25 protein-coding genes are annotated in these 24,177 nt (G+C 59.4%); 16 read left to right on the top strand and 9 right to left on the bottom strand.

Features of this window, described 5'->3' with window-relative positions:
• The first annotated feature begins 15 nt into the window (after positions 1–15).
• Positions 16–585, top strand: coding sequence for an RNA 2',3'-cyclic phosphodiesterase (gene thpR, locus EV586_RS09090; protein WP_132944782.1), 570 nt, complete (start codon positions 16–18; stop codon positions 583–585).
• Positions 586–644: 59 nt separating this feature from the next.
• Here thpR and EV586_RS09085 read toward each other — a convergent pair whose 3' ends face one another.
• On the bottom strand, positions 645–1,598 hold the full coding sequence (locus tag EV586_RS09085; protein ID WP_132944781.1) for an MBL fold metallo-hydrolase: 954 nt from the start codon (positions 1,596–1,598) through the stop codon (positions 645–647).
• A gap of 15 nt (positions 1,599–1,613) precedes the next feature.
• Positions 1,614–2,795 (bottom strand): putative lipid II flippase FtsW, encoded by a 1,182-nt coding sequence (gene ftsW, locus EV586_RS09080; RefSeq protein WP_132944780.1) that lies wholly within the window; start codon positions 2,793–2,795, stop codon positions 1,614–1,616.
• 194 nt (positions 2,796–2,989) lie between these two features.
• On the opposite strand from ftsW, the gene EV586_RS09075 reads away from it, so the two are divergent.
• Positions 2,990–4,597: an ATP-binding protein gene (locus EV586_RS09075; protein ID WP_132944779.1), complete on the top strand. Its 1,608-nt coding sequence runs from the start codon at positions 2,990–2,992 to the stop codon at positions 4,595–4,597.
• 57 nt (positions 4,598–4,654) lie between these two features.
• Positions 4,655–5,044 (top strand): hypothetical protein, encoded by a 390-nt coding sequence (locus tag EV586_RS09070; protein ID WP_132944778.1) that lies wholly within the window; start codon positions 4,655–4,657, stop codon positions 5,042–5,044.
• Positions 5,045–5,172: 128 nt separating this feature from the next.
• Here EV586_RS09070 and EV586_RS09065 read toward each other — a convergent pair whose 3' ends face one another.
• Positions 5,173–6,411, bottom strand: coding sequence for an MDR family MFS transporter (locus tag EV586_RS09065; protein WP_132944777.1), 1,239 nt, complete (start codon positions 6,409–6,411; stop codon positions 5,173–5,175).
• Between the two features lie 94 nt (positions 6,412–6,505).
• Between EV586_RS09065 and EV586_RS09060 the strand changes: the two genes are divergently transcribed.
• The 4 genes from EV586_RS09060 to plsY all read left to right on the top strand — a co-directional run bounded on the left by EV586_RS09060 (position 6,506) and on the right by plsY (position 9,514).
• Positions 6,506–7,141 carry a DedA family protein gene (locus EV586_RS09060; RefSeq protein WP_132944776.1) on the top strand — a complete coding sequence of 212 codons (636 nt, stop codon included), beginning with the start codon at positions 6,506–6,508 and terminating at the stop codon, positions 7,139–7,141.
• A gap of 6 nt (positions 7,142–7,147) precedes the next feature.
• Positions 7,148–7,783, top strand: coding sequence for a DUF1802 family protein (locus EV586_RS09055; protein ID WP_132944775.1), 636 nt, complete (start codon positions 7,148–7,150; stop codon positions 7,781–7,783).
• 18 nt (positions 7,784–7,801) lie between these two features.
• Positions 7,802–8,611 (top strand): glycerophosphodiester phosphodiesterase family protein, encoded by an 810-nt coding sequence (locus tag EV586_RS09050; protein WP_132944774.1) that lies wholly within the window; start codon positions 7,802–7,804, stop codon positions 8,609–8,611.
• Between the two features lie 198 nt (positions 8,612–8,809).
• Positions 8,810–9,514 carry a glycerol-3-phosphate 1-O-acyltransferase PlsY gene (gene plsY, locus EV586_RS09045; RefSeq protein ID WP_132944773.1) on the top strand — a complete coding sequence of 235 codons (705 nt, stop codon included), beginning with the start codon at positions 8,810–8,812 and terminating at the stop codon, positions 9,512–9,514.
• A 55-nt stretch (positions 9,515–9,569) separates the two neighbouring features.
• Here the strand turns inward: plsY and EV586_RS09040 are convergent, their stop codons facing one another.
• From EV586_RS09040 to EV586_RS09025, 4 genes are all read right to left on the bottom strand, one after another.
• Positions 9,570–10,733 (bottom strand): hypothetical protein, encoded by a 1,164-nt coding sequence (locus tag EV586_RS09040; RefSeq protein ID WP_132944772.1) that lies wholly within the window; start codon positions 10,731–10,733, stop codon positions 9,570–9,572.
• Positions 10,720–11,244, bottom strand: a complete 525-nt coding sequence (locus EV586_RS09035) for an RNA polymerase sigma factor (protein WP_132944771.1) — start codon at positions 11,242–11,244, stop codon at positions 10,720–10,722. The genes EV586_RS09040 and EV586_RS09035 overlap by 14 nt, the downstream gene beginning before the upstream one ends.
• 107 nt (positions 11,245–11,351) lie before the next feature.
• Positions 11,352–12,536 (bottom strand): spinster family MFS transporter, encoded by a 1,185-nt coding sequence (locus EV586_RS09030; RefSeq protein ID WP_132944770.1) that lies wholly within the window; start codon positions 12,534–12,536, stop codon positions 11,352–11,354.
• 88 nt (positions 12,537–12,624) lie between these two features.
• Entirely contained in the window at positions 12,625–13,878 is a 1,254-nt protein-coding gene (locus EV586_RS09025; protein ID WP_132944769.1) for an MDR family MFS transporter, read from the bottom strand.
• A gap of 148 nt (positions 13,879–14,026) precedes the next feature.
• Between EV586_RS09025 and EV586_RS09020 the strand changes: the two genes are divergently transcribed.
• Genes EV586_RS09020 through EV586_RS09000 form a run of 5 tightly spaced genes read left to right on the top strand, consistent with a single transcriptional unit; the run spans position 14,027 to position 18,139 of the window.
• Positions 14,027–14,749, top strand: a complete 723-nt coding sequence (locus tag EV586_RS09020; protein ID WP_132944768.1) for a cytochrome c biogenesis CcdA family protein — start codon at positions 14,027–14,029, stop codon at positions 14,747–14,749.
• Between the two features lie 14 nt (positions 14,750–14,763).
• Entirely contained in the window at positions 14,764–15,342 is a 579-nt protein-coding gene (locus tag EV586_RS09015) for a TlpA family protein disulfide reductase (protein WP_132944767.1), read from the top strand.
• A 9-nt stretch (positions 15,343–15,351) separates the two neighbouring features.
• Positions 15,352–16,035: a prolipoprotein diacylglyceryl transferase family protein gene (locus EV586_RS09010; RefSeq protein WP_132944766.1), complete on the top strand. Its 684-nt coding sequence runs from the start codon at positions 15,352–15,354 to the stop codon at positions 16,033–16,035.
• 26 nt (positions 16,036–16,061) lie between these two features.
• A complete protein-coding gene (locus tag EV586_RS09005) occupies positions 16,062–16,733 on the top strand; it encodes a response regulator transcription factor (RefSeq protein WP_243652993.1) in 672 nt (223 codons plus the stop codon).
• The gene (locus EV586_RS09000) at positions 16,730–18,139 is read left to right on the top strand and encodes a sensor histidine kinase (RefSeq protein ID WP_132944765.1); all 1,410 of its coding nucleotides are present in this window, start codon (positions 16,730–16,732) and stop codon (positions 18,137–18,139) included. The genes EV586_RS09005 and EV586_RS09000 overlap by 4 nt, the downstream gene beginning before the upstream one ends.
• A gap of 59 nt (positions 18,140–18,198) precedes the next feature.
• On the opposite strand, the gene EV586_RS21080 is transcribed toward EV586_RS09000, so the two are convergent.
• Positions 18,199–18,357 (bottom strand): hypothetical protein, encoded by a 159-nt coding sequence (locus EV586_RS21080; protein ID WP_165898458.1) that lies wholly within the window; start codon positions 18,355–18,357, stop codon positions 18,199–18,201.
• A 139-nt stretch (positions 18,358–18,496) separates the two neighbouring features.
• Between EV586_RS21080 and EV586_RS08995 the strand changes: the two genes are divergently transcribed.
• On the top strand, positions 18,497–20,104 hold the full coding sequence (locus tag EV586_RS08995) for a multicopper oxidase family protein (protein ID WP_132944764.1): 1,608 nt from the start codon (positions 18,497–18,499) through the stop codon (positions 20,102–20,104).
• A 58-nt stretch (positions 20,105–20,162) separates the two neighbouring features.
• Here EV586_RS08995 and EV586_RS08990 read toward each other — a convergent pair whose 3' ends face one another.
• Positions 20,163–20,462: a hypothetical protein gene (locus EV586_RS08990; protein ID WP_132944763.1), complete on the bottom strand. Its 300-nt coding sequence runs from the start codon at positions 20,460–20,462 to the stop codon at positions 20,163–20,165.
• A gap of 175 nt (positions 20,463–20,637) precedes the next feature.
• On the opposite strand from EV586_RS08990, the gene EV586_RS08985 reads away from it, so the two are divergent.
• From EV586_RS08985 to EV586_RS08975, 3 genes are all read left to right on the top strand, one after another.
• The gene (locus EV586_RS08985) at positions 20,638–21,021 is read left to right on the top strand and encodes an ArsR/SmtB family transcription factor (RefSeq protein WP_207893879.1); all 384 of its coding nucleotides are present in this window, start codon (positions 20,638–20,640) and stop codon (positions 21,019–21,021) included.
• A 247-nt stretch (positions 21,022–21,268) separates the two neighbouring features.
• Positions 21,269–23,542: a heavy metal translocating P-type ATPase gene (locus EV586_RS08980; RefSeq protein WP_132944761.1), complete on the top strand. Its 2,274-nt coding sequence runs from the start codon at positions 21,269–21,271 to the stop codon at positions 23,540–23,542.
• Between the two features lie 28 nt (positions 23,543–23,570).
• Positions 23,571–24,158: a PCYCGC motif-containing (lipo)protein gene (locus EV586_RS08975; protein ID WP_132944760.1), complete on the top strand. Its 588-nt coding sequence runs from the start codon at positions 23,571–23,573 to the stop codon at positions 24,156–24,158.
• Positions 24,159–24,177 lie beyond the last annotated feature (19 nt).

Below are 24,177 nucleotides of genomic sequence, written 5' to 3'. Positions count from 1 at the left end.
GGGAGGATCTCGTGCATGGGACGGTATTTTCTTGGCCTCGAAGTGCCGCAGGAACCGTGTGGGAGGACGCTGATCAAGGTGGAGGAGCGGCTGGAACCGCTCCTCGACGTGAAGAAGTGGTACCGCTCGGAGCAGTTTCACATCACGACACATTTTCTCGGGGACTTGGACGCGGGGCAGGTGCAGCGCGTGATCGAGCTGGTCACGCCGCACATGGCCGCGCAGCAGCCGTTTCAGCTGCGCATTGACCACGCGGGTTGGTTCCCGCGTGCCAAGGTCGTCTGGTGCGGCGTGAGCGGCGACGTGGCGCCTTTGCAGGCGCTGTACGCTGTGCTGGCTGAGCCTTTGAACACGCTCGGCGCCGGCCGTTTCGCCCACGACCAGTTCCGCCCGCACATCACTCTCGGCCGCCTGCGCTCCACCGACCCGCACTGGCAGCCGCCGGACGTGGCCGACCTGCTGCAGGGGGCGGAGTGGGACGTGACGGCGCTGCACTTGTACGAGTCGGTGTCAGCTGGCCCTGAAGGGCCGCAGTATCCGGTACGACATACGTTTCCATTCGCAAAAAAGAGAGTCGGCAGTTGATCTGCCGACTCTCTTTTTATTGTTTCGAGCTCCATTCGACCAGAAAATATCACGTTCCGTTATTTACCGGCCTGCTCCTTTTCCAACACATACAGCATACCTTTCGCATTCAGCTCGATATCGAACTCGATCCCGCCAAGCTCCTGCACGATGTGACCTTCTTTCGCCAGGTCGGCGCGGATGTAGTCGCGGATCGCTTCGGCGAGGATCTGGTAGTCCAGCCCCGGTCGGAACAGGTCGCGGGACAGGCGGTCGAAGTCGGCCACCGTCTGGCGGGTGCGCGCGAAGGCGACAGACGCCGGGGCGGTCGGGCCGAAGTGGGTGTGGAAGATGCGGTCAACATCGGGCAATCGCTCCAGCTTGGCGACCGAGTTCATCACCGCCTCGCGGTCAAAATCGGTCGGGGACGTCGAGGGATAGATGCATTCGAAATCCCACCCGGTCAGCGCCTGCACATAGCGCACGCCCACCGTGTCGCCGGAGAAGATCGCCCGTGCGGCCGGGTCGTGGATCGAGAAGTGGTGTTTCGCATGACCCGGCGTGTCATAAAAGGTGAGCAGGTGCCCGTTGCCGAGGTCGAGTTGCTCGCCTTCGTCGCGGATCAGCACCCGCTCGGCCGGAACGGGCAGAATCTCTCCGTACAGGCGGGCCAACTCATCGGCGCCGTAGACCGCCTTCGCGCCTTCGATCAGGCGGGAGGGGTCGATCAGGTGCCGGCCCGCGCGCGGGTGCGCGACAACTGTCGCATTGGGGAAATGGGGCAGGATGTAGCCGACGCCGCCGGAATGGTCGAGATGGATGTGAGTGACGATCACATACTCCACCTGCTCCGGCGCCACGCCGAGCTCCTTCAGCCCGGCCAGAATGTACGGGGCGGACAGTGAAGAGCCCGTCTCGATGATCGCGAGCTTCGCGCCGCGCACTACATAGCACGCCGAGCGCCCGCGCTCCCCTTGTTCCATCAGGTCGATCAGCGACACATCGTGACCGAGATCCTGTACATACACTTGCATGGTTGACACCTTCCTTTACGCATCAAAACGCGTCGGGCGAAGCGGTGCGACGTTCGAGTCGGCCCGCGTTCGCGGCGCATCCTCTTTTAGCGGAACCTGCGCAGTATACCGCGAAATGTTCAGCAGTATGCCCATCGAGAACATTTTGACCAGCAGCGAGGTGCCGCCATACGAGATAAACGGCAGCGGCACGCCGATGACAGGCAAGAGCCCCGACACGGAGCCGATGTTCAAAAACACGGCGAAACCGATCAGCGTTGTCAAGCCGATCGCGACCAGCGAAGCGAAGCGGTTCGGCACGCGCAGCGCGATGTAGATCCCGCGCCAGATCAGCACGGCGTACAAGGCGACCAGTACCAGTCCGCCGATAAAGCCCCACTCCTCCGACAAGATCGCGAAGATAAAGTCGGTGTGCGGCATCGGCAGGTAGGAAAATTTTTCGATCGAGTGCCCGAGACCCCGCCCGGTCCAGCCGCCCGTCGCGATCGCGAACAGGGACTGCACGATCTGCAGGTTGCCATCGTTGACGCCCCCTGCAAACGGGTTGAGGTAAGTCGCGACGCGGTCGCCGCGGTAGCTCATCAAGGCGAGTGGCACGAGCGCGACCAGCCCGACGATGATCGTGTTGCGCACATATTTCCACGGGATGCCCGCCGCAAACATGATCACAAACGGACAGAGCGCAAACGTGACGGCGGTGTCCATGTCCGGCTCGAGAATGATCAGCAAAAAGCCGATGCCGATCAGGATCATCGGCGGCCAATACGAAGCTTTCGGATCTTGGATGCGGTCCTGCTTCTTGGACAAGAGTGCCGCGATGTGGATGATGATCGCCAGCATCGCCAGGTCGGACGGCTGAAACTGCACCCCGAGGTTGACCCAGCGATTCGCCCCTTCGACGTGAACGCCGATGCCGGGCATAAAGACCAGCGCCAGCAAGATGTACGAACCGAGCAGCATCAGCTTGGACAGCTTAAACCATCTGAGAAACTGCACATTCATCGTAAACAGCATCACCAGCATCCCGAGCAGCACCCATTGCAGCTGCTTGAAAAAATACTTGTCGGTGCTTTGCATGCCGGTCTCTTCGAGCGCCACCATCTGCGAGGCGCTGTAAATGCAGATCAGACCAAACAACGCCAACAAAATGACCACAACGAACAGCACAAAATCAGGTCGGTGTCTTTCTAACTTCATGCGCTTCCTCCAGTACCTGTACATCTCCTTACAACTTCGGCACTAAGGGCGGAAAACCTTTTTGCAGTCTTGATCCGGCCGGGCTGCACCGCTCTGCTTGCCGCTCAAGACATGGATTCTTTTCGTGCGTTGCTCTATAATAAGGCAATACGAAACGTCTGTGAGGATGTCACGCGGCCAGGAAGGAGTCATTCATGAGGAGAGCATACAACCAATCGAACGTCTATGCCGAAGCATGGAAACGGTCGAGAGCATATGGGGTAGACCCGGAAAAGCTTCCTGAACTCACCCCGCTGGGGGCGCAGGAGCTGTCGGCGCGCATCTACAGCAACCGGCTGCTGCTCGAGTCCGCGCTCCCTTACGTTGATCAGCTGTACAGCACCGTGGAGAGCGAATGCATCGTCGCGATCTGCGATGCGGACGGCTATCTGCTCGCCACGCGCGGTGAACGCCTGCCGGACAAACTGCTGCAGCACCACACCACCCCGGGGATGAGCTGGCATGAAAACGTGTACGGCGCCAATGCGTTAGGCACGGCGCTGGCGGAAGACCGCCCGGTGCACATGGTCGGAGACCAGCATTACAACCAGGAACTTCACGGCATGTCCTGCGCCGCCACGCCGCTGCACGATCCGCAGGGCAACCTCGTCGGCGGGCTCGCCATCGCCGCCTATAAACGAGAGCACAGCCCGTATATGCTCGGCACCGTCCTGTCGATCGGCCATGCCATCGACAAGGCGATGATCTTAAAGTCGGAACACTACCGCACCCTGCTCCTGCAGGAGAAGATCGCCGAGACTTCGAACAACCTGATCCTCGTCACCGCTGAGGACGGCACGATCATTCACTTGAACGAGGCCGCGAAAAGCCTGCTTGTCCAAAAGGACGATGCGCCGCAGCTCCTGCAGGAGATGTTCTGCGAAAAAAGCGCCGCGCTCGTCGCGTTGCAGGGGCGTAAGCAGCTGACCGACTTTGTCGAAGAGGTCAAATCCTCCACAGGCGACATCCATCACATCTTCTGGGACGCGCACTGGATCGAAGATGACACGAACGCCACGTCGACCTTGCTGCTCGTTGGCCGCGACATGACGAAGTTCGTCCGCCTCGAACGGAGCAGCAAGCAGGGGGAACGCCTGTCCACGATGGGCAAGTTTGCCGCCCAGATCGCCCACGAGATTCGCAACCCGGTGGCGGTGATCAAGCTGGCGATGCAGCTCATGCTAAAACAGGAAGAATTTTCCGAAAAATCGGAGAAAAAAGGGAAAATGATCCTCTCCGAGTTGCGTAGAATTGAAGATCTTGTCAACCACTTTTTAAATATCTCCAAGCCGCAAACGCCTTCCTTTGGGTCCTGCTACATCGTCGAGACGCTGCGCGACACCTGCAATCTGATGCAAACGTCCTTTTTGCAAGGAAATCTGCATTTGGTCGAACACTATGAAGAGATCGGTCCGATCATTGCCGACTGCGACCAGCTGCAGCAAGTGTTTTTAAATCTGCTGAACAACGCGATCGACGCCACGCCAAGCGGCGGCACGATCGACGTGCGGGTGCGCCGCGACGAAGCGGAGCCGGAGTTCGTGCAGATCGTCATCTCCGACACCGGGCAGGGGATTCCGGAAGATCGCCTCGCCGACGTCTTTGAGCCGTTTTACACGACGAAAAGCCGCGGCACCGGGCTCGGGCTGTCTAACGCCAAATCGATCATCGAAGCGCACGGCGGCGACATGGAAGTGGAAAGCGCCGTCGACCATGGCACAATCGTTTCGATCTGGCTCCCTTTTGAGCCAACAGTCTCTTAAAAAATTGCAAGATATTCGGTATACTGGTTCTACTACGCTTTGTTGGAGGCTATATTCATGACTGTGGAAATGTTCGATTTCAAATCTGCGCTCAAGCGCACCAAGCTCAATCCGGTTCAAAAGATGACGTTGTCCAACCGCTTCAAAGGCCGCGAGTTTCCGATGCCGTCGGAGCAGGACAACGTGTACCAAGTCGCATTCGGCGAAACGGTGATCAACATCCGCGCCGCTGAAAACGGCCTGTTGCCGGATGAGATGGATCTGATTGCCGATGTGCTGTCCCGCGCTCGCAAAAACGAGCAAAAGGCGATGATCGATATGCTGACTGTGATCCAAGTGTATCCGCTGGCGCAAGAGACGGCCGACACCTTGATCAAAGAGTGGGGCGAAAACGGCGTCGAGTCCAAGCTGATCGCAGGTCCGGCTCTGGAGAGTGTGGCAAACTAAAAAGTGGGAACGCTAAAAAAGCATGCAGAAGCTCTGCATGCTTTTTCTCTTGCTACTACGAAAGGAGGAGCCGAAATGCGCCAGTTTGTCTGGGTCATCGTTCTCTCCGTCGTGTCTGTGCTGTTGGTCTACTTGGCTGGTGTCTGGTTCGACACGCTGATTCCTGAGTGAACCGGCACTTTTGTTTGGCGGGTTGCCGTCTGGCGAATGCCCAGCGCGCAGACCACGCCGATCATGGTCAGCGTAAACCAGGGTAGCCACGGCAGGCCGGTCTTGGCGGCGAGATCGAGCAGGAAGCCGCCAAACGTGTTGCCAAACGAACCGCCGATCGCCAGCGACAGGCCGGAGAATCCGAAGTAGGACGCGACGAGCGCTTTCTCGGCGATCTCCGTCGTGAACACTTGGAACGTCGGGTTGACGATCAACTGTCCGAGCGCGATGCCGGTGGTGACGATGACGAGCGACCAGAGGCTGACATCGAACATCAGCGGGGCGAAGCCCAGCCCGTTGATCAGCACGCCAAAGGCGATGATCTGCAGCTGTGACCAGTTGCGCTTGGCCAGCCACTTCGAAATCGGCAACTGCAGGAAGATCACTTGCAGCGAGACGAGGGTGAACAGCCAGAAGACGAGGCTGCTCTGCCCGTTGGCTTTGGCGATATAAGGAATCGTCATATAGAGCTGCTGGAACAGCATGTTCAGGCCCATCATCCAGAACAGGAGCCAAAGGAAGGTGCGGTTGTGCATGATCGTGCGCACATTTTTCAAGAGGCTCTGCCGGGCTTGCGCTTCCGGCTTGAGCTTCGGCACCAGAATATACGAGATCAGACCTAAGATCAGAAACACCAGTGCGGATACATAGCTCACGATCTGGAATTCGAACGAGATCAAGAGCACCCCGACGACCGGGCCCAGCGTCATCCCGGCATTGCCGATGATGTTGCGCCAGTCGAACAGCTCTTTGCGCTTTTCCGGCGCGGAGAGGGCGACGAACGCAGCTTGGTTGGCCGGAAAGATCAGAGCGCCGCCCGCGCCTGCGAACAGCGAGGCGAGCAGGATGCCCGGCACGCTTGTCAGCAGCCCGAACAGCGCAAAGCCGAGCGCCCGCAGCAGCGATCCGAGCAGCATCATCTCGCGGTAGCCGAAGCGGTCGGCGAGATACCCGCCGAACAGCATCGAGCTTTGCTGTGCCAGAATCCGGGCACCGAGCATCGTGCCGGCCACCGTGGCGGTCAATCCCAAATTATCCGTGAAATGTGTGCCCAGCAGTGGTACGATCATAAAGAAGCCTAGATTTGAGAAAAAAATGGTCAGTTGCAACGCCCAGATCGGCGTTGACCAGCGAGGGAGACTCTCCGATAGTTTCATAGGACCGACTCATCTCCTTCGAGTCACGAAAGTTTAGTAACACTATAACACAGAATCATCTGCTGAAAAGCAGTTCTTTTGGGATGGGGTGAGGATGATCGATCATGGAATGATGAATTTGCTCGACCAGTACGGGTACTGGGGGTTGTTCGGTCTGCTGGTGCTGGGCATCGTCGGCCTGCCGCTGCCCGATGAGGCGCTGCTGACGTTTGCGGGATATCAGATTTCGCAGGGGCGCATGCATTTCGCCGGGGCGCTTGCGGCCGCGTTTTTGGGGAGCGTCGTGGGGATCACGCTGTCGTTTCTGCTGGGGCGGCTGTTAGGCAAAGAAGTGGTGGCGCGCTTCGGACGCTTTTTGCATTTGACGGAAGAGAGACTGCTTCGTGTGGAACACTATATGGAACGCTACGGGGGGCTTGCCCTGTTTTTTGGCTATTTTGTGCCGGGGCTGCGTCATCTGACCGCATTGTCTGCCGGGTTCGGCCAGATGAAATTTCGCATTTTCGCGCCGTTCGCCTACCTCGGTGCGCTGTTTTGGACGGTGACGTTCTTGTTGCTCGGTCATCTGTTCAGCAACCAGCTGCACCATCTGGAAAAGGTGCTGTATCCGTATCGCTTCTGGATTCTGGCCGTGGTCGTCGTCTCGTTTGTGACGCCGCTGGTCTGGCGGACGATCTCCCGCCGCCGGGGAAAAGCAGATGAAAACAAGACGAGGGAACAGGAGGAGTGATGGTCGATGGGTATCGGATTGCGTTCGTTTTCGCTGGAGCTGCACAGCCCGCATTTGCCGATCAAAGAGGTAGCCTTGAAGGAATGGGCGGTCTGCATCGATGCGATCGCGAAAGGGGAGCAGCTGGTGCTGATCCGCAAAGGCGGGATCACGGAGGAGACGCGGGAGTTCCGCCTGGAGGAGACTTCGTTTTATCTCTACCCGACCTATGAGCATCAGAGATCGCAACTGATCAAACCGCAGTATCAGGCGCGGGTGGAGGCGACGATGCAAGGCGTCACCGTGCCGCCCCAAGAGGTGGTGATCACCCATGCGGCGCATGTGGTCGATGATATCACGGTGCTGGCCGAACAAGACTTGAAACGGCTGGATCCGTTTCACATCATGACCCATGATTATGCCGCAGAACGCTTGCAATGGAGAAACGACAAGCCGCTGCATATCCTGACGGTGCGGGCTTACAAACTGACCGTGCCGAAGACGATCCCGGTAGCGGAGGGGTATCTCGGGTGCAAGTCGTGGATCACGCTGCAGCAGCCGATCGTCGATACCGACCTCGAGCCGGTGCTGTCCGAAGCAGCGTTTGCGGCGCGCCGCCAGCTGATCTTTGACGCGCTGGGGATCACCGAACACAAGAAGTAGGAGAGTTGGGGGAGAGATATGGGGGTCAAACCTTATTTGGATCTGCCGCGGCCGATGGTGCTCGCGCATCAAGGCGCATCCGCCTATGCGCCGTCGAACACGCTGGAGGCGTTTGCCCTCGCCGTGGAGATGGGCGCCGATGCGTTTGAGACGGACGTGCACATGACGCGGGACGGGCATGTGGTGGTCAGCCATGACGACACGGTGAACCGGCTGACCGACGGCAGCGGGTTCATCAAACAAAAGACGCTGGCCGAACTGAAGGAGATCGATTTCGGGTACAAGTTCACGCCGGACGGGGGCAAGACGTTTCCGTACCGGGGAAAAGGCGTGACCATCCCGACCTTGGAAGAAGTGCTGACCGCGTTTCCGGGAATGCGCATCAACATGGACATCAAGCAGACCACGCCGCCGATGGAACTGGCGCTGGTCGAAACGATCAAGAAGTGCAGAGCGGAGGACCGCGTGCTGATCGCGTCGTTTCACACGAGCACGATGAAGCGGTTTCGCAAGCTGGCCTCGAAGCGCATCGCGACGGGGGCGAACACGCGGGAGATGGTGGAGTTCGTCTGTTACTGGCGCAGCGGGCTGCACAAGTTTTACAAACCGCCGGTCGATGCCTTTCAAGTGCCGGAGCAAGGCTTCGGCGTGCGCGTGGTGACGCCGAAGATGCTGCGGATCGCGCATGAGCACGGAGTAAAAGTCCACGTTTGGACGATCAATGAGGAGGCGGACATCCGCCGACTGCTCGAATGGGGCGTCGACGGCATCTGCAGCGACTATCCCGACCGCGTGGTCAAGGTGATGCAGGAGATGGGGCTGCGGTAAACGCGCAGTCCCCGTCTGCTTGCCCACGCGATTCAAAACGTATCGGGCATTTGCAGGCGTAACGCTGGCGAATCGAGGGCGCGATCGGTGACAACGGTCATGCTCGAGCGGAAGGGCGTATGCCTGTGCGCGTATCCTTTTGCATCCGCTCATTTTTTGCAATCTTGTACATAGTCTGTTTTGAGGTGATAACCTTTGATGATCGTATCGGTTGTGATCGCTCTTTTGTTTGGCTATCTTGTGGGATCGACGCCATTTGCATTTTTGCTGGGTAAGCGCAAAGGCGCTAACATCTTTACAGAGGGCAGCGGCAATCCTGGCGCGACCAACACGTTGACCCTGTTTGGCAAGCGTGCGGCCGGAGTGGTGCTTCTGCTCGACTTGCTGAAAGGCTTCGTGCCGACGATGCTGACCGGTCTGGTGACGGGCGATCAGACGCTCGCTTTCTGGACGGCAGCGGGGGCGGTGCTCGGGCACGTGTTTTCCCTGTACACCAAGTTTCGCGGCGGCAAAGCGCTGGCGACGGCCGGCGGGGCGCTGCTGTTCCTGCATCCGGTGCCTTTGCTGATCGTGGTGGTGAGCTATGTGATATTGCTCTTGCTCATCCGTTATATCGTCATCGCAACCACCCTCGTTATCGTCGGCGCCTTGCTGGTGTTCCTCTTCACTCCGCAGGTGCTGTCCGAGCAGATCGCCCTGTTTGCGATGGTGACGGGCGTTCTCTACCGCCACCTGCCGAACTGGGAGCGCATCTACCTGAAAAACGAGCCCAAGATCGGCCAGCCTGTGCATGAGGTGACGCTGGAGCGCCTGTCTCTTGAGAAGCAGGAATGGGTGAAACTCTCCTACTGGATCACCATGGGCATGATCTTCCTCGCCTTTATCGTGTGGAAGCAAATGTAGCAGAAGACCACCCGTCCCATTGCGGCCGGTGGTCTTCTGCTTTATTTAGTTGAGTTTAGTTGAGCACAAAGTTGGAGAGGAGTCCGTCTGTCTGCAATGTCGCGACAGGCTGTCCTTCGAACGTAAAGACTTCCACCGTGTCTTTGGACATCACATACCAGCGGTTGCTGTCTTTGTCGTATTTCAGGCTCGTGGCAGAGTGTTGGGTCGGGAAACTGCGCACGAGGTCGCCGGTGACCGTGTCGTAGATCATCACGTACGTGCGGTCCTGGCCTTTGGGGATGCCGATGAACGCCATTTTTTGCTGATCGGGCACCGATGCTTTCTGTTCATAGTGGGAGATCTCCAAGGGCTTGTCGACAGCATGCAGATCGATCAGTCCGAGCCGCTCCATCGACGGGATTGCGTATTCGGCCAGTTTGGATTGGGTGCCGTCTTGCAGGAGCATCAGCACATTCTGATCGGTCGTCAGCACATGTGGAATCGGTACCTCTTTGGCGTCGAGCGACAGATAGATCGGCTCGCCGGCCAGCGGAACGATCAGCGTTTGAATCTCCGAATTTAGGACGGTAAATCGAAACTGTGCGTTGTAGTAAGCAGGTTCGACGATGGTGCCGTTTATCGGGACTGATTTCACCAGTTTCGGCTCCATATCTTTTTTCACTTGATAGATTAAGATCGTCCTCGGCTTGGTCAAGGAGACGATGTAGGCGGTATCCCCTTGGAAAAAGACGGAGTCAGGCGCTTGATCGAAGGACAGCGTTTGTTTGCTGCCGTTCGTTGGATCGACCACCACAACCGTTCTTTCGGTGTGCGACCCAAATCGGTTCAGCGGAATCCACAGCCGGCCGTCGGGAGCTTCAAAAATTTTGGTGCTGGCGATCTTGCCGAGGTCGATCGTCTTCTTCGTTTGCAGGGTCTGGGGGTCGGCCAAATGAAGCACATTCTGCTGATTTTGCGAGACGGTATACGCGATCAGCCCGGTGTGGGCGTCGGGTGCCGGCGTACCGCGCACTTCAAACATGCTGCTCATTGTGGCGGTGAGCGTGAGAGCCAGCATCGCGACCGCGACGCCGCCGATCAGACGATAGCGAGGCCGTTTCCGCGCCGGTGCCTCCTTGCGCAAACGAGCTTCCAACGCGCGGGCGAACTCGGCGCGGGGCTTGGCATGGGCGAGTTGCTGCAGCTCTTGGACAAGCTCTTCTTCATTCCGGTACACAGTGCAGCCCTCCTTCAGGCGTCGTGCTGAGAGTTTGCTGCAGGAGCTTCAGCGCGCGGTGGTAATCGACTTTGACTTTCGATTCTTTGCAGCCGAGGATCTCGGCCGTCTCTTTGATGCTCAGTTCCTTGATCGCCCGCAAAATGATCACCGAGCGGTAGGCAGGCTTGAGCCGGGTGATCGCCTGCATCAACTCGCGGCGCTCCTCTTTCGTGGACAGCAGTTCCTCCGGCAGTCCGTCTTGTGCTTGCAGCCGGTGCAGCAACAGATCGGGGAACCACGAGGTGAGCCGTTTCTTGCGGTAGTGATCGAGGGCGACATGCTTGGCGACCGACAAGATCCACGTTTTCAGCGTCGAGCGGTGGTCGAACGTCTGCAGCGACTTGAGCAGCCGCAAAAACACCTCTTGCGTCAAATCTTCCGCATCGTTGACATCCCCTGTGAAATAGAGCAGAAAGTGATAAACATCTTCAAAATGCAGTCGGTAGATCTCCTGAATCTCTTCTTCCAACCGAGCCCCTCCTTCCTTTTCGTTTTCGTTTCTGCCAAGTAGTCGAAATGATTGGAGCAAAAGTTACAAGATCGCACAAAAAAGCCAACTCATGAGGAGTTGGCTTTTCAGGCAGGTCTCCGCTGCAGGTACGTGCCCGCTTTCCAGAAGCAGAACGAGGCGAGCAGCATCGGGATCGGCAGCAGCGAGAAGGCGAACAGGAGCGACGTGTGGTCGGAGATCAGGCCGACCAGATACGGGCTTGGGATGTCGCCGAGGAAGTGCATCACGAACATCGCCGCCGCAGCGGCCGTGTTCCAGATCGCTTTGTCGGTCACGTCGAACACCAGCGCCGTCGCCACGCCGACATGCCAGAGCATGAAGAACGCGGAGAGGAAGAACGCGAGGAAGCTTTCCATAAACAGCCCGACCCACAAGAAGACGGCGGAGAGCAGCATCGAGATGACCAGCGTGTAGGCTCGTCCTCGCCCCGTGCGCTTCAGCCAGAGGTCGGCGATCCAACCGCCGAGCGGCGCTCCGAGCAGGCCCGCGCCGACTTGCAGGCCGCCGGCGAGCAGCGTCGCTTTTTCCAGCGAGTAGCCGAACGAGCGCTCGAAGAACGTCGGCACGAACAGCACGATCGCGCCAAAAGCAAAGGAGATGCCTGCGTAGCCGAGGCAGGTGTACAGGAACGGCCGGTTTTTCGAAAACAGACGGATCAGGTCATCCATGCCGAACCTCGGCTGCTGCTCTGTCACCGCCTGCTTGCGCAGCGGCAGTTTCCATGCCCGGTAGGCGAGCAGCAAGCCTGGCACCCCGACGATGAAAAACGCCCACTGCCAGCCGAATTTTGCGCCCAGCCAGCCGCCGAGCACCACGCCCAGCGCGCCGCCGATCGGCATGCCGAGGTTGAACAGCCCGAGGATCGCCGAACGCTTGCGCTCCGGGTAGGCGTTCGACAGGATCGTGCCGGCCGTCGAGACGTACGCCGCTTCGCCGATGCCGACCAGCGCGCGGAACACGAACAGGGAGGCAAACGACCAGGCCAGCGCCGACGACACGGTCGCCAAGCTCCAAACGGCGACGCCGATCGCCGCGACCTTGTGCGGCAGCCAGCGGTCGGCCCATTTGCCAAACGGGATCGAGGTGAGGGAGTAGGTGATCATAAACGCCGAACCGAGCAGGCCGAGCGCTGCGTCAGACAGCAGAAAATGATCCTTCAAGAGCGGGAACACGCCGGACAAGATCTGGCGGTCGACATAGTTGATGATGTTGATTGATAAGAACAAAATAAGCAAACGATTCGGTTTCATAAGTCACTCCTTTCTATCTTTACCATCAGCATATCATGTTTTGAAAAAAGTGGCACAGTCTCGTTTGCGTCGACTGTGCCAGTGCATGCTACGTTTTTTGTTTCGGTCGCCAGCGGCCCGTGTTGTGTTCCGTCCGCTCTTCCGTCACGGGTGCGAGCGGCCGGGCCAGCGGCTGCCACAACCGGAGCAGGTAATACGTCCCGCCGAGCAGCAGCCCGACCGCACCGTAGAGCAGCCAGGGCAGGGCCAGATAATCGATCGCTACCGCCAGTTCCATCAGTTGGCCGCCTGCGATGTTGCCGAGCGCCTCCCCTGCGCCAAAGACGAACGCCGCCACGCCAAAATAGCTCCCGATCTGCTCCGGCTTGGCCAGGTCGGCGACGATGGCGTCAGACGTCGGCATCACAAACATCTGGCCGAATGTGACGACGACTGCGCTCGCGACCAGATGCCAGAACGAGGTGGACAGCGCCACCGAGCCAAGCCCGGTGCCGATCAACAAGATGCCGATCGCCATCGTCCCCAACGGGTGGAGGTGTTTCGTGAAAAAGCGCGTCACCGTGCCCTGCAGCAAGATGACCAGCACCGCCGACGCGGTGAAGAGCAGGCCGATGTTGCGTGCGCTATCGATCTGGGCGGCGCGCAGAGGCAGCGACAAGGCGAACTGCGTGAACAGCGCCCAGACAAAGATCGTCACCACCGAAAAATACAAGAACGGCCGGTCGGTCAAGATCTGCTTGATGCCTTGGCGGTCGACTTTCGGGCAATCTTCCCCGCGGCAGTCGCGCTCCAAGAGCAGCAGGTGTGACAGGGCCAAGACAAAATAGACGACCGCCGAGCCGCCAAAGAGCAGCGTGGAGCTCTTCGTGTGCAGATACGTCCCGAGCAGCGGGCCCATCGTTACCCCGATGTTCGCCGCCACCCCGCGGTAGGAGAAGGCGGTCGTCTTCGTGCCTTGCGAGGCCAGCGCCGCGATGCCCGCTTTCGCGCCCGGCGCGTAAATGCCGCCGCCGACCCCGGCCACGAGGTTGGTCAGAAACAGCGAGGAAAAAGACGCTCCCCAGATGAAGCCAAGCAGCCCGGCCCCGCGGATCAACAGGCCGCTGACCATCGTCATCCGCCGCCCGAAGCGGTCGGACAGAAAGCCGCCGAGCAGACTTCCGGTCAAAAATGCGATCGAGCCGGCGCCGAGCACGAGCCCTGTCGCGCCGAGCGACAGCCCTTTTTCGGTGGACAGGATGATCGCGAAAAACGGCAGCAGCATGTACGACCCGAGATGGGTGAACAAAATGCCGCCCAGCAGTACATAGATGGCGCGTCCGAGCTTTGGCAGGATTGCCATGGTGGGATCACCTCCTCCTTACCTTGCCACAAGCGGAAAGCGTACATGCGGGTCTGACACAAGAGTGTCGATTTTGTAAGGTGGCTGACGTGCGTTCTCAGGGACAGGTGTTGTATGATAGAAGGTGAACATAAAGGAGGAGACGCGAGTGTTAGATGCGGCCAATCCGACGTTTATCGTGGCCTTTTTCGCGGGGCTGTTGTCGTTCGTATCCCCGTGCTGTCTGCCGCTGTATCCGTCTTACTTAACTTACATCACAGGCGTATCGTATCAGGAGATGTACGAGCACCGTGACCAGCGCGCCGTGCGCCGCCGGGCGCTGACCTATTCGCTGTTTTTCGTGCTGGGCTTTTCGCTGATCTTTGTGGTGCTCGGCATGTCGGCGAGCACGATCGGCGCTTTGTTTTCCAACTATGGGGATCTGATCCGCCAGATCGGCGGGATTCTGATCATCGTCATGGGTCTGTTTTTGGCCGGGTTCCTCAAGATTGGCGCCCTGCTTTCGACGAAGCAGTTGCAGCTGAAATGGCGGCCGGCCGGCTACCTCGGCGCGGTGATCGTCGGCATTTCCTTTGCGGCGGGCTGGACCCCGTGCATCGGGCCGATCCTCGCTTCCGTGCTGCTGATCGCCGCTTCCAACCCGGTGAGCGGGATGAGCCTGATGCTGTTCTACTCGATCGGGTTCGCCATTCCGTTCTTGATCATGGCCTATACGCTCGGCTCGGTGCGCTGGCTGATGAAATATGCGAACACGATCTCGAAGATCGGCGGCATCGGCATGATCCTGATGGGCGTGCTGCTGCTGACCGACTCGCTGACCAAGATCACCACCTGGCTGATTCCGCTGTTCGGCGGCTTCACCGGCTTCTAAGGAGGCAGAGACCATTGAATCGCACTTCGAAACTGCTGCTTGGCGTCGCCGTGATCGGCGTGCTCGCCGGAGCGGCATACTTGAGCAACATGGGCGGCACCCCGGTCGACGAAGCGAACCAAGGCGGCAAGGCCGGCCAGCAAGACATCGCCGAGATGGCGGCCGTCGGGCACCGCGCGCCGTCGTTTGAACTGCAGACGTTTGACGGCAAGACGGTCAAGCTCGCCGACCTGCAGGGCAAGCCTGTCGTGCTGAACTTCTGGGCGTCGTGGTGCGGTCCGTGCCGCAATGAGATGCCCGACCTGGAGGAGATGCACAAGAAGTACGGCGACCAGGTGCATTTTTACGGCGTGAACCTGACCTCGCAGGACAATCTGGAGAACGCGAAAAAGTTCATGGGCGAGATGGGCGTGACTTTCCCGAGCCTGATGGACAGCGACGAGAAGACGGCACAGAACTACCGCACGTTCTCGATCCCGATGACCTACGCGGTCGACCAGAACGGCATCATCAGCGAGATTCACAAAGGCCAGATCAACAAAGTGGTCATGGACGGTATGCTGCAGCGCCTCGTCGCTGGCGCCAAGCAGTAGGGGCGGCCGATGTCGATCTTGCCGGTTGGCTGGCACATCGGACCGATCGCGCTCGATGATTCGGGCCCGCTCGGCATTCTGCTGGCTTTTGTTGTGTTTCTTTATGTGGGGAAGCGGGAGTTCGCCAAGCGGGGCGGCGACGGCGACAAGCTGACCGACGCCTTGTGCTGGATGGGGGCGGCGTGGGTGTTCACACCGCGCCTGCTGTCGTTTCTCTATGCGCCGGCCGAGTCGTTTGCGCATCCGATCCTGACGCTGGTGAACGGCGAAGTGCCATACGGCGGCTGGCTCGGCGCGACGGCTGCGCTGCTGGCCGGCGTGTGGTGGCAGCGCAAGCACCGGTTTCCGCTGTGGGCAGCAGGGGAGGCGGTCGCCAAGGCTTTTGTCTGCGGATTCGTCGTGTATGCCTTGTGTTACGCGGAAGCAGGCATGCAGACTTCGCTTCCTTGGGCGGTCACGCTCGGCGAGAGCACGTATCACCCGCTCAATCTGTATCAGGCGCTGCTGGCGCTGCTCATCCTCGCCCTGCGCCGAAGCGGTTATCTGTCGCTGGGGCTGCTTGGCGGCGGGCTGCTCTTGCTGTCGCTCTTGCAAGTGCATCCCCACACGCAGTTCGGTTTGGCGTCTGTGCAGTGGCTCTGGCTCTTGCTGACGGCGGTTGGTCTTTTGAATAAATCGGAGAAGGCTGCCTGAGGCAGCCTTTTTTAGGAGGAAGACGTGTGGCGGAGCGAATCTTGATCGCCGATGATGAAGCGGACATGCGGACGCTGCTGACGATTGCGCTGAAGAGTCAGGGCTATGAGGTGCTGGCAGCGGAAAACGGCGCGCGGGTGATCGACCTGCTGCGGCGGGAAGCGGTCGATGTGCTGATCTTGGACTTGATGATGCCGGAGGTCGACGGCTGGCAGGTGCTGCAGGAAGTGCGCGGCAAGACGCCGACGCTGATCTTGTCGGCGCGCGGCGCGGTGGAAGACCGCGTGAAAGGGCTGAACCTCGGCGCGAGCGACTACCTGCTCAAGCCGTTCGACATGCGCGAGCTGATCGCCCGCGTGCAGGCGCTGTTGCGCCGCCAGGAGAGCAAAGAACTGCTCCGCCGCGGCAGCCTCGTGCTCGACCGCACCTCGAAAGAAGTGCGGGTGGAAGAGCAGTTGCTGGAGTTGACGCCAAAAGAGTATGAGCTGCTGGAATTCCTGGCGCTGCATCCCGGCCAGGTGTTTTCCCGCGAGCAGTTGGTCGACCGGCTCTGGGGCTACGATTACACGGGCGAGCTGCGGGCGGTCGACACGCACATCAAAAAGGTGCGCCTCAAGCTGCGCGAGGCGGGCGGCGACGGCAACTGGGTCGCGACGGTGTGGGGCTTCGGCTACAAATTTGAAGGTGCAGCCACATGAACATCCGCTACAAAGTGATGCTGATGCAGTTCGCCATCTTTTTGGCCGTGCTGATCCCGCTGACGCTGCTGGTCGATCAGCAGGTGCGCGACCTGTATATGGAACATTTGATCGATGAACTGAACGAGGAGAGCGACAAGCTCAGCCAACTGCCCGATGATGATCGGCAGCACCATCTGCAAAGCATCATCCAGTCGCTGAGTGAAGTGTCGATTCGCGACTACCTGCTGCTCGACGCAGACGGGCAGGTGGTGATCTCCACGCTGTCCTCCTTGACGACGCAGGACCTGCTCGGACGGGAGATGGTGCAAAACGTGCTGCGCGGCGCCGTGGGCAACAGCAGGCAGGCTCCGTCCGGGCAAGAGGAGCTGTTTTATTTCACCGCCCGGCCGATTCATGGGACGGCAGGAGAGATTCACGGCGCCTTGCTGCTGTTCGCTTCGATGGAGCCGGTCCATGCGGCGGTGGACAAGTTTCGCGTGATGATCACCACGCTGTCGGCGGGTGCGTTGGTGCTGGCCGGCTGGCTGCTCTATACGATGGCCGGGCAGATGGTCGCGCCGCTCTTGAAGATGAAAGACGTCACTCGCTCGCTCGCCAACCGCAACTACGAAGCGCGGGTGGTGGCCAGCGGGGAGGATGAAGTCGGGCAACTGGCCCAGTCGATCAACGAGTTGGCCAGCCGTCTGCAGCATCATGAGGAGCAGCAGCAGGAATTTCTGGCCGACGTGACGCATGAGCTGCGCACGCCGCTGTCCTATATCCAAGGCTACAGTCAGGTCTTGGCGGAGAATTGGGTGCAGGACGAAGCGGAGCGCCAGAAATACCTCGCCCTGATCGTCCGCGAATCGCAGCGCCTGCAGCGGCTGGTCAGTGAGTTGACCGACCTGTCCGGAGCGCAAGGGGAAGGGATGAAGGTGGTGCTGATCCGCACAGATTTTCAAAAAGTGGTCCGGGAGGCGTATGCCAAGCTCGTGCCGGCCGCCCAGGAAAAAGGGATTGAGTTGCGGATCGAACGGGGGCAGCAAGGAGCGCTTTTTGTGATCGGTGATCCGGACCGGCTGGAGCAGGTGCTGTTCAATCTGCTGACCAACGCCATCCAGTACACGCCGCAGGGCGGGCTTGTCCGGGTGCAGTATGAGGCGGACGGGGACGATCTGCGAGTGCGGGTACAGGATACGGGCATCGGCATTCCGGCCCGGGATCTGCCGCATGTGTTTGACCGCTTTTACCGGGTCGACAAATCCCGCAACCGGGCGAATGGCGGGATGGGCTTGGGTTTGTCAATCGTGAAAGGGATCATCGACCGCCATGGCGGCCAGATCTGGGTGGGGAGCGAAGCGGGCAAGGGCACGTCGTTTTTCTTCACTGTGCCCTTGGCTTCGAGTCGTTCGTCTGTCGAATGAAGAAGATTTCCGGGGAAATAATGCCGAATCCGCGCAGTTGGATTCGGCATTTTCTGTGTTTATAAGAGAATGTCGAGCGCGATGATGGCGACGGCGAAGTGGAACAGGATCTCCAGCCATTTTTTCTTGGCGTGATTGATCAGTTGGAAACCGACATAGCCGCAGCGGGCGATCACGAGCATCAGGCAGAGTTGGATGATGATCTTGGGAATGACCATACGTTGTGTCCCCCTTCACCGTGAGAAGTGCTTTATGTATACGGTATCTTTTCGTGCTGCATGACCGAAATGTACACGATTTCAACACAATTGCCGGATATGCTAGAGGCAGAAGATCACGGGAAATGGAGGCTTCAGGATGAATAAAATGCGAAAAACGGTCATGCTCTCGCTGTTCAGCGGGCTTGCTGTCATTGCGGCGGCGTATGGAGGTTATGGGTTGTGGAACGGGCAGCCGAGCAGCGAAGTGCTGCAGGGCGTGGAGAAGCAAGATGAGAAAGGCGCATTTCAAGAATATGTGGTCGAGGCGCGGGAAGCGAACTGGGAGTTGAAAGCGGGCGCGGAGATCACAGCGTGGACGTTTAACGGGGCGGTGCCGGGGTCGGAGATCCGCGTGCAGGAAGGGAAGCGGGTGAAAGTCGTCTTGAAAAACAAGCTGCAGCAGCCGGTGAGCATCCATTGGCACGGCTACCCGGTGCCAAACGCGATGGACGGCATCCCCGGCGTGACGCAAAACGCGGTGCAGCCCGGTGCGTCGTTCACGTATGAGTTCACAGCGTCGGAGCCGGGGACCTACTGGTACCACTCGCATCAGGACAGCGCGAACCAAGTTGACCGCGGTCTCTACGGTGCGCTGGTCGTCGAGCCAAAAGAGCAGAAGGTGAAGTACGACCGCGAGTTTACGCTGCTGCTCGATGAGTGGTCGCCGGAGATGTTCGCGGCGAGTGGTGCGGGTACCGATCACGGCGGGCATGGCGGCGGGGGCAGTAAAGGAGACGATTCTGGCAAGCAAGGCAGTGGGAGTCATGCCGGAACGGATCACAGCGCACATAGTGGCGACAACGGCGGCGCATCCACCCCGGTGATCAGCCACGATAAGATGATGAAGCAGATGTACAGCATCTTCACCGTCAACGGCAAGGCGGGCAGCGAAGTCGAGCCGCTGCAGGTGAAAAAGGGCGAGAAGATCAAGCTCCGGCTGATCAATGCCGGGTACCAGACGCATCAGCTCAACCTGACCAACCAGACGTTCAAGATCACCCACATCGACGGGCAGGCCTTGCAGAGCAGCCCGGATGTCAGCGGTTCTCTGCTCGCCATCGCGCCGGGAGAGCGCTATGATGTGGAGCTGACCGCCGGGGCGAATTTTGGCATCCTTTGTGCCAACGATTCGCAAGCGAAAGGCGACATGGCCGTGCACGTCGAGGTGGATGGCAACGACAGCCACGACTATGCAGCGCCGGCCGTGGAACTGTCGCCGCTCGACATCACAGCGTACGGCAAAGCAGCGCCGGTCAACATAAACGTCAACTACGATGTGGAGACGACCCTGCTGCTCAACAACAAAGTGATTCAGAAAGACGGCGCGGCGCAGGAAGTCTACACGATCAACGGCAACATCCACCCGGACATTCCGCCTTTGCAGGTGAAAAAAGGGCAGCAGGTGAAAGTCACGATGACAAACGAAGGCACAAGCGACCACCCGATGCATCTGCACGGGCACTTCTTCCAGGTCTTGCAAAAAGACGGCCGTCCGCTGGAAGGTAATCCGCTGCTGAAAGACACGCTGAACGTGAAGCCGGGCGAGACGTACGTCGTGGCGTTTGTCGCCGACAATGACGGCAACTGGATGTTCCACTGCCACGACCTGCACCATGCGGCGGCGGGGATGATGACCACGGTGAAGTATGAGGGCTACCAGCCTTCCTTTGTGCCGGACCCGAAGGCGGGGAACAAGTCGGAGTAAAACCTAGAAAAAGACCAACGCGTCAGAGCGCGTTGGTCTTTGTTGCTAGGCACCGGGATTACCAGTAGTAGCCGGGGTAGCCATAGCCATAGCGATACCAAGGGGCGAGGGCGAGCAGCGTGAAGAACGGCAGGAACAGCAGCGGCCAGAACACCTCTTGGGCGTCCACTTGCGAAGCGCGGTCGGCCGTTTCGACGTTCAGCATGCCGGGTTCGGCCGAGACCTGTCCACCCGTGCGCTGCAGCCAGATGCCGTCGCGTGTGACATTGCGCACCACACCGACGTGACGGCCGTCGCGACATTGAGCGACAACCGTTTTGCCGAGATAGCCGCGTGCGTGACTATACGTGATTGCCATAGCAGTACCTCCTTTATGCTTTTACGACATTTTACGAAAAGTGCATTTGACAAGCATTCCGCGTCTGCTGATTTTGCAGTGAGATTTGTAAAAATAGGCAAATCATTGACAGATTGAGAAGGGTGCGATATGTTTAGGGCAAATACATGAACACTTGCTCATATATCGTCATATAGTGGTTGGACAAAGGAGGAATTCTCGCGTGGAAGCCAAGACGGAAGCGTGCTGCAATGTGATCCACGAGGATACTGTGGACAAAGTCAAGGCGGCGGAGCTGCCGGAGGAGCAGGTGTCGGAGCTGGCGACGATCTTTCAGGCGCTGGGGGATACGACGCGTGTGCGGATCATCCATGCGCTGGTCCAGTCGGAGATGTGCGTCTGCGACCTGGCCGCCGTGCTCGGCATGACCCAGTCGGCGATCTCCCACCAACTGCGCACCTTGCGCAATCTGCGCATCATCAAGCGCCGCAAAGAAGGCCGCGTGGCCTACTACAGCATCGACGACCACCACATCCTGACACTCTTCAAAACCGGTCTCGAGCATGTCTCCCATCGATAGCCGCACCGAATGAGAGGAGGACCGCACACATATGCCGGACCAACACAGGGAAGATCATAAAAAGGGCTTTTCGGGTGACTCGGGTGACCATGATCCTGCAGATGGACACCGCCATGAAAGCGGACATGACCATGCAGGCGGGCACGATCATGCATGCTGTCAAGACCATGCCAATGGACACAGCCATGCAGTTCCTCATGATCACGCTGGCTCACATGGGCATGCGCACGGAACTGATGAACTTATCATGCTCTCGGACACTGCGTCGAGCTGCTGCTCGGCAGAAGGGGATGCCTGCTGCGGGCATGGGTCTGACTTTGAAGAGGTGACGATGCTCGCCGATGCTCCGCTGGAAGCGCCTTCTGCCGGCGATTTGCAGCCGGGCGAAGCGCGCTCTGTGTTTCGGGTGGACGGCATGGACTGCGGGGAGTGCGCGCGCACGGTGCAGCGCGTGATGCACAAGCTGGACGGCGTCCGCGAAGTGGCGGTCAGCTTCAACACGACGAAAATGACAGTCGTTCACACCGCTGCCCTCGACGCGATCCAAAAAACGGTCAGCGATGTCGGCTACCGCGCCACCGTGCTCGACACGACCCTGCAAGACCCGGGCGTCCCCGTTCAAGCAAATGGCGACACCGCACAGCCTTCCTACTGGGAGCGCAACAAGCGCGCCATCCTCACCGCCGTCTCCGGCCTGTTCCTCGGGGCCGGCCTGCTCACAGAATACGCATCGTGGTCAGAACTGCTTTCGATCATCTTCTATACGATCGCCATCCTCACCGGCGGCTTCTACGCTGCCCGGGCCGGATTTTATGCCTTGAAATCATTTACGCTCGACATGAACTTCCTGATGACCGTCGCCGCCATCGGAGCGGCAGCGATCGGCGAGTGGTCGGAAGGCGCCACCGTCGTCTTTCTCTTCTCCGTCGGCAACTGGCTACAGGCGAGCACGATGGAGCGCACACGCCGCTCGATCCGCTCCCTGATCGGCTTTGCCCCGAAAGAAGCGCTGGTCAGACGAGACGGCGCCGAACGCACCATCCCCGTCGACGACCTCCGGATCGGCGACCTGATCCTCGTCCGCCCCGGCGAGCGCATCCCGATGGACGGCACCGTGCAGGCGGGTTCCTCGACCGTCAATCAGGCGCCCGTTACCGGCGAATCGATCCCCGTGCTGAAACAGCAGGGAGACGAAGTATTCGCAGGCACGCTCAATGAAACGGGCGGTCTGGAAGTGATAGTGACCAAAAAAGTTCAAGATTCCACCCTCAGCCGCATGATATACTTGGTGGAAGAAGCACAAGAACAGAAAGCGCCGTCGCAGCAGTTTGTCGACCGCTTTGCCACCTATTACACCCCGATCGTCGTGCTGCTCGCCCTGCTGATCGCCGTATTGCCACCGCTGTTTACCGGCGACCCGTTCAGCGAATGGATCTACCGGGCGCTTGCCCTGCTCGTCATCGCCTGCCCGTGCGCTCTTGTCATCTCCACGCCTGTCGCCATCGTCGCCGCCATCGGCAACGCGGCCAAGCAAGGCGTGCTGATCAAAGGCGGCGCCTTTCTCGAACTGATGGGACGGATTCGCGCCATCGCGTTCGACAAGACGGGCACGTTGACCCAAGGCAAGCCGGTCGTCGTCTTTGTCGAGCCGTTCCAAGGCACCGACAAAGCGCGCCTGCTCACCCTCGCCGCTTCGATCGAAGCGCGCTCCGAGCATCCGCTGGCCCGCGCGATCACCAAGCTCAGCGCGGAACAAGGCATCCGCCAGCTGCCCGTGCAGCAGTTCCAGGCCGTCGCCGGCAAAGGCGCGCAAGGCCAGATCGACGGCAGCCTCTACCGCATCGGCAAGCCGTCCTGGATGCAGGAGCTCGGCTACGCAGGCACCGAGAAGCTCAAGACCGTCCTGTCTGTGCAACACGAACAGGGCCGTACCGTGATGCTGATCGCCGATGAGCGCCAAGTGATCGGCCTGATCGCCGTCGCCGACACGGTGCGAGAAGACAGCGAAATCACGATTACCAGACTGAAACAGGCGGGCATCGCATATACAGTGATGTTGACCGGAGACCACGCCCGCATCGCCAAGTCGATCGCCCAGCAGACGGGCATCGGCGAGTACCACGGCGACTTGCTCCCTGAGCAAAAGCTCGCTCGCATCACCGAACTGAAACAGCGTCACCGCCTGGTCGCCATGGTCGGGGACGGCATCAACGACTCGCCCGCCCTCGCCGCGTCCGACATCGGGATCGCCATGGGCGGCGCCGGAACGGACATCGCACTGGAGACTGCAGACATCGTGCTCATGTCGGATGACATCGGCAAACTGCCGTTTATCGTCCGCCTCAGCCGCAAAGCGCTGCGCATCATCAAGCAAAACATCTGGTTCTCACTGCTTGTCAAACTGGCGTTCCTGCTCCTGACCGTCGCCGGTCTGTCCAATCTCTGGATGGCGGTGTTTGCAGACACAGGAGCGGCGCTGCTCGTCATCTTAAACGGCATGAGACTGATCAAACAACGTTAACCACAATCAGAGAGGGAGGCAGCAACGAATGAAGAAGATGACCAAGATTGTATTTGCCGGCCTGATGGCGATGACCCTCGCCACCGGCTGCGGCAGGGCCGACACCGCGACGTCCGATGAACACGCGGGTCATTCCGACCACGGGCAAACCGGCCCGGTCAAAGGCCAGCACCCCGCCGGTGCACAAGCAGAAGCTTACAAAGCGCTGAAAGTCGGCGAATCGGTCAAATTGACCGCGATCGGCGACATCCAGGAAGTGACGGCGGGCGCCAAGTCCTACCCGCAGTTCCTGATTAAAACAAACACCAAGATCAAGCAGTCGTACGCGGCGGCGATCGACAACCTCGACGTGCTGAAAAACATGCCGTGCTACTGCGGCTGCGGTGACCATGCCGGCCACAAGAGCAATGCAGAATGCTTCGTCAAAGACGTGCGCGCCAACGGCGAAGTGGTCTGGGACGACCACGGCACCCGCTGCGATACCTGCATGAACATCGCGCTGGAATCGGCCGAGCTGAAAAAAGAGGGCAAGACGGTAAAAGAGATCCGCACCATCATCGACAACAAGTACAAAGAAGGCTACGCGAAACCGACCCCGACGCCGATGCCGTCTTAATTTGCATATGCGAAAATCA

This window comes from Tumebacillus sp. BK434, from assembly GCF_004340785.1.
GTDB lineage: Bacteria > Bacillota > Bacilli > Tumebacillales > Tumebacillaceae > Tumebacillus_A.
The sequence above is the reverse complement of the archived record's forward strand: the minus strand, read 5'-3'. Positions and strand labels throughout refer to the sequence as shown.

Excerpts from the sequence above, each read along its gene's own strand:
- EV586_RS09030 (WP_132944770.1), bottom strand. The coding sequence starts at position 12,536 with ATGAAACCGAATCGTTTGCTTATTTTGTTCTTATCAATCAACATCATC.
- EV586_RS09070 (WP_132944778.1), top strand. The coding sequence starts at position 4,655 with ATGACTGTGGAAATGTTCGATTTCAAATCTGCGCTCAAGCGCACCAAG.
- plsY (WP_132944773.1), top strand. The coding sequence starts at position 8,810 with ATGATCGTATCGGTTGTGATCGCTCTTTTGTTTGGCTATCTTGTGGGA.
- EV586_RS09085 (WP_132944781.1), bottom strand. The coding sequence starts at position 1,598 with ATGCAAGTGTATGTACAGGATCTCGGTCACGATGTGTCGCTGATCGAC.
- EV586_RS09000 (WP_132944765.1), top strand. The coding sequence starts at position 16,730 with ATGAACATCCGCTACAAAGTGATGCTGATGCAGTTCGCCATCTTTTTG.
- EV586_RS21080 (WP_165898458.1), bottom strand. The coding sequence starts at position 18,357 with ATGGTCATTCCCAAGATCATCATCCAACTCTGCCTGATGCTCGTGATC.
- EV586_RS09065 (WP_132944777.1), bottom strand. The coding sequence starts at position 6,411 with ATGAAACTATCGGAGAGTCTCCCTCGCTGGTCAACGCCGATCTGGGCG.
- EV586_RS08990 (WP_132944763.1), bottom strand. The coding sequence starts at position 20,462 with ATGGCAATCACGTATAGTCACGCACGCGGCTATCTCGGCAAAACGGTT.
- ftsW (WP_132944780.1), bottom strand. The coding sequence starts at position 2,795 with ATGAAGTTAGAAAGACACCGACCTGATTTTGTGCTGTTCGTTGTGGTC.
- thpR (WP_132944782.1), top strand. The coding sequence starts at position 16 with ATGGGACGGTATTTTCTTGGCCTCGAAGTGCCGCAGGAACCGTGTGGG.
- EV586_RS09055 (WP_132944775.1), top strand. The coding sequence starts at position 7,148 with ATGGGTATCGGATTGCGTTCGTTTTCGCTGGAGCTGCACAGCCCGCAT.
- EV586_RS08980 (WP_132944761.1), top strand. The coding sequence starts at position 21,269 with ATGCTCTCGGACACTGCGTCGAGCTGCTGCTCGGCAGAAGGGGATGCC.
- EV586_RS09060 (WP_132944776.1), top strand. The coding sequence starts at position 6,506 with ATGATCGATCATGGAATGATGAATTTGCTCGACCAGTACGGGTACTGG.
- EV586_RS08975 (WP_132944760.1), top strand. The coding sequence starts at position 23,571 with ATGAAGAAGATGACCAAGATTGTATTTGCCGGCCTGATGGCGATGACC.
- EV586_RS09050 (WP_132944774.1), top strand. The coding sequence starts at position 7,802 with ATGGGGGTCAAACCTTATTTGGATCTGCCGCGGCCGATGGTGCTCGCG.
- EV586_RS08995 (WP_132944764.1), top strand. The coding sequence starts at position 18,497 with ATGAATAAAATGCGAAAAACGGTCATGCTCTCGCTGTTCAGCGGGCTT.
- EV586_RS09075 (WP_132944779.1), top strand. The coding sequence starts at position 2,990 with ATGAGGAGAGCATACAACCAATCGAACGTCTATGCCGAAGCATGGAAA.
- EV586_RS09025 (WP_132944769.1), bottom strand. The coding sequence starts at position 13,878 with ATGGCAATCCTGCCAAAGCTCGGACGCGCCATCTATGTACTGCTGGGC.
- EV586_RS09010 (WP_132944766.1), top strand. The coding sequence starts at position 15,352 with ATGTCGATCTTGCCGGTTGGCTGGCACATCGGACCGATCGCGCTCGAT.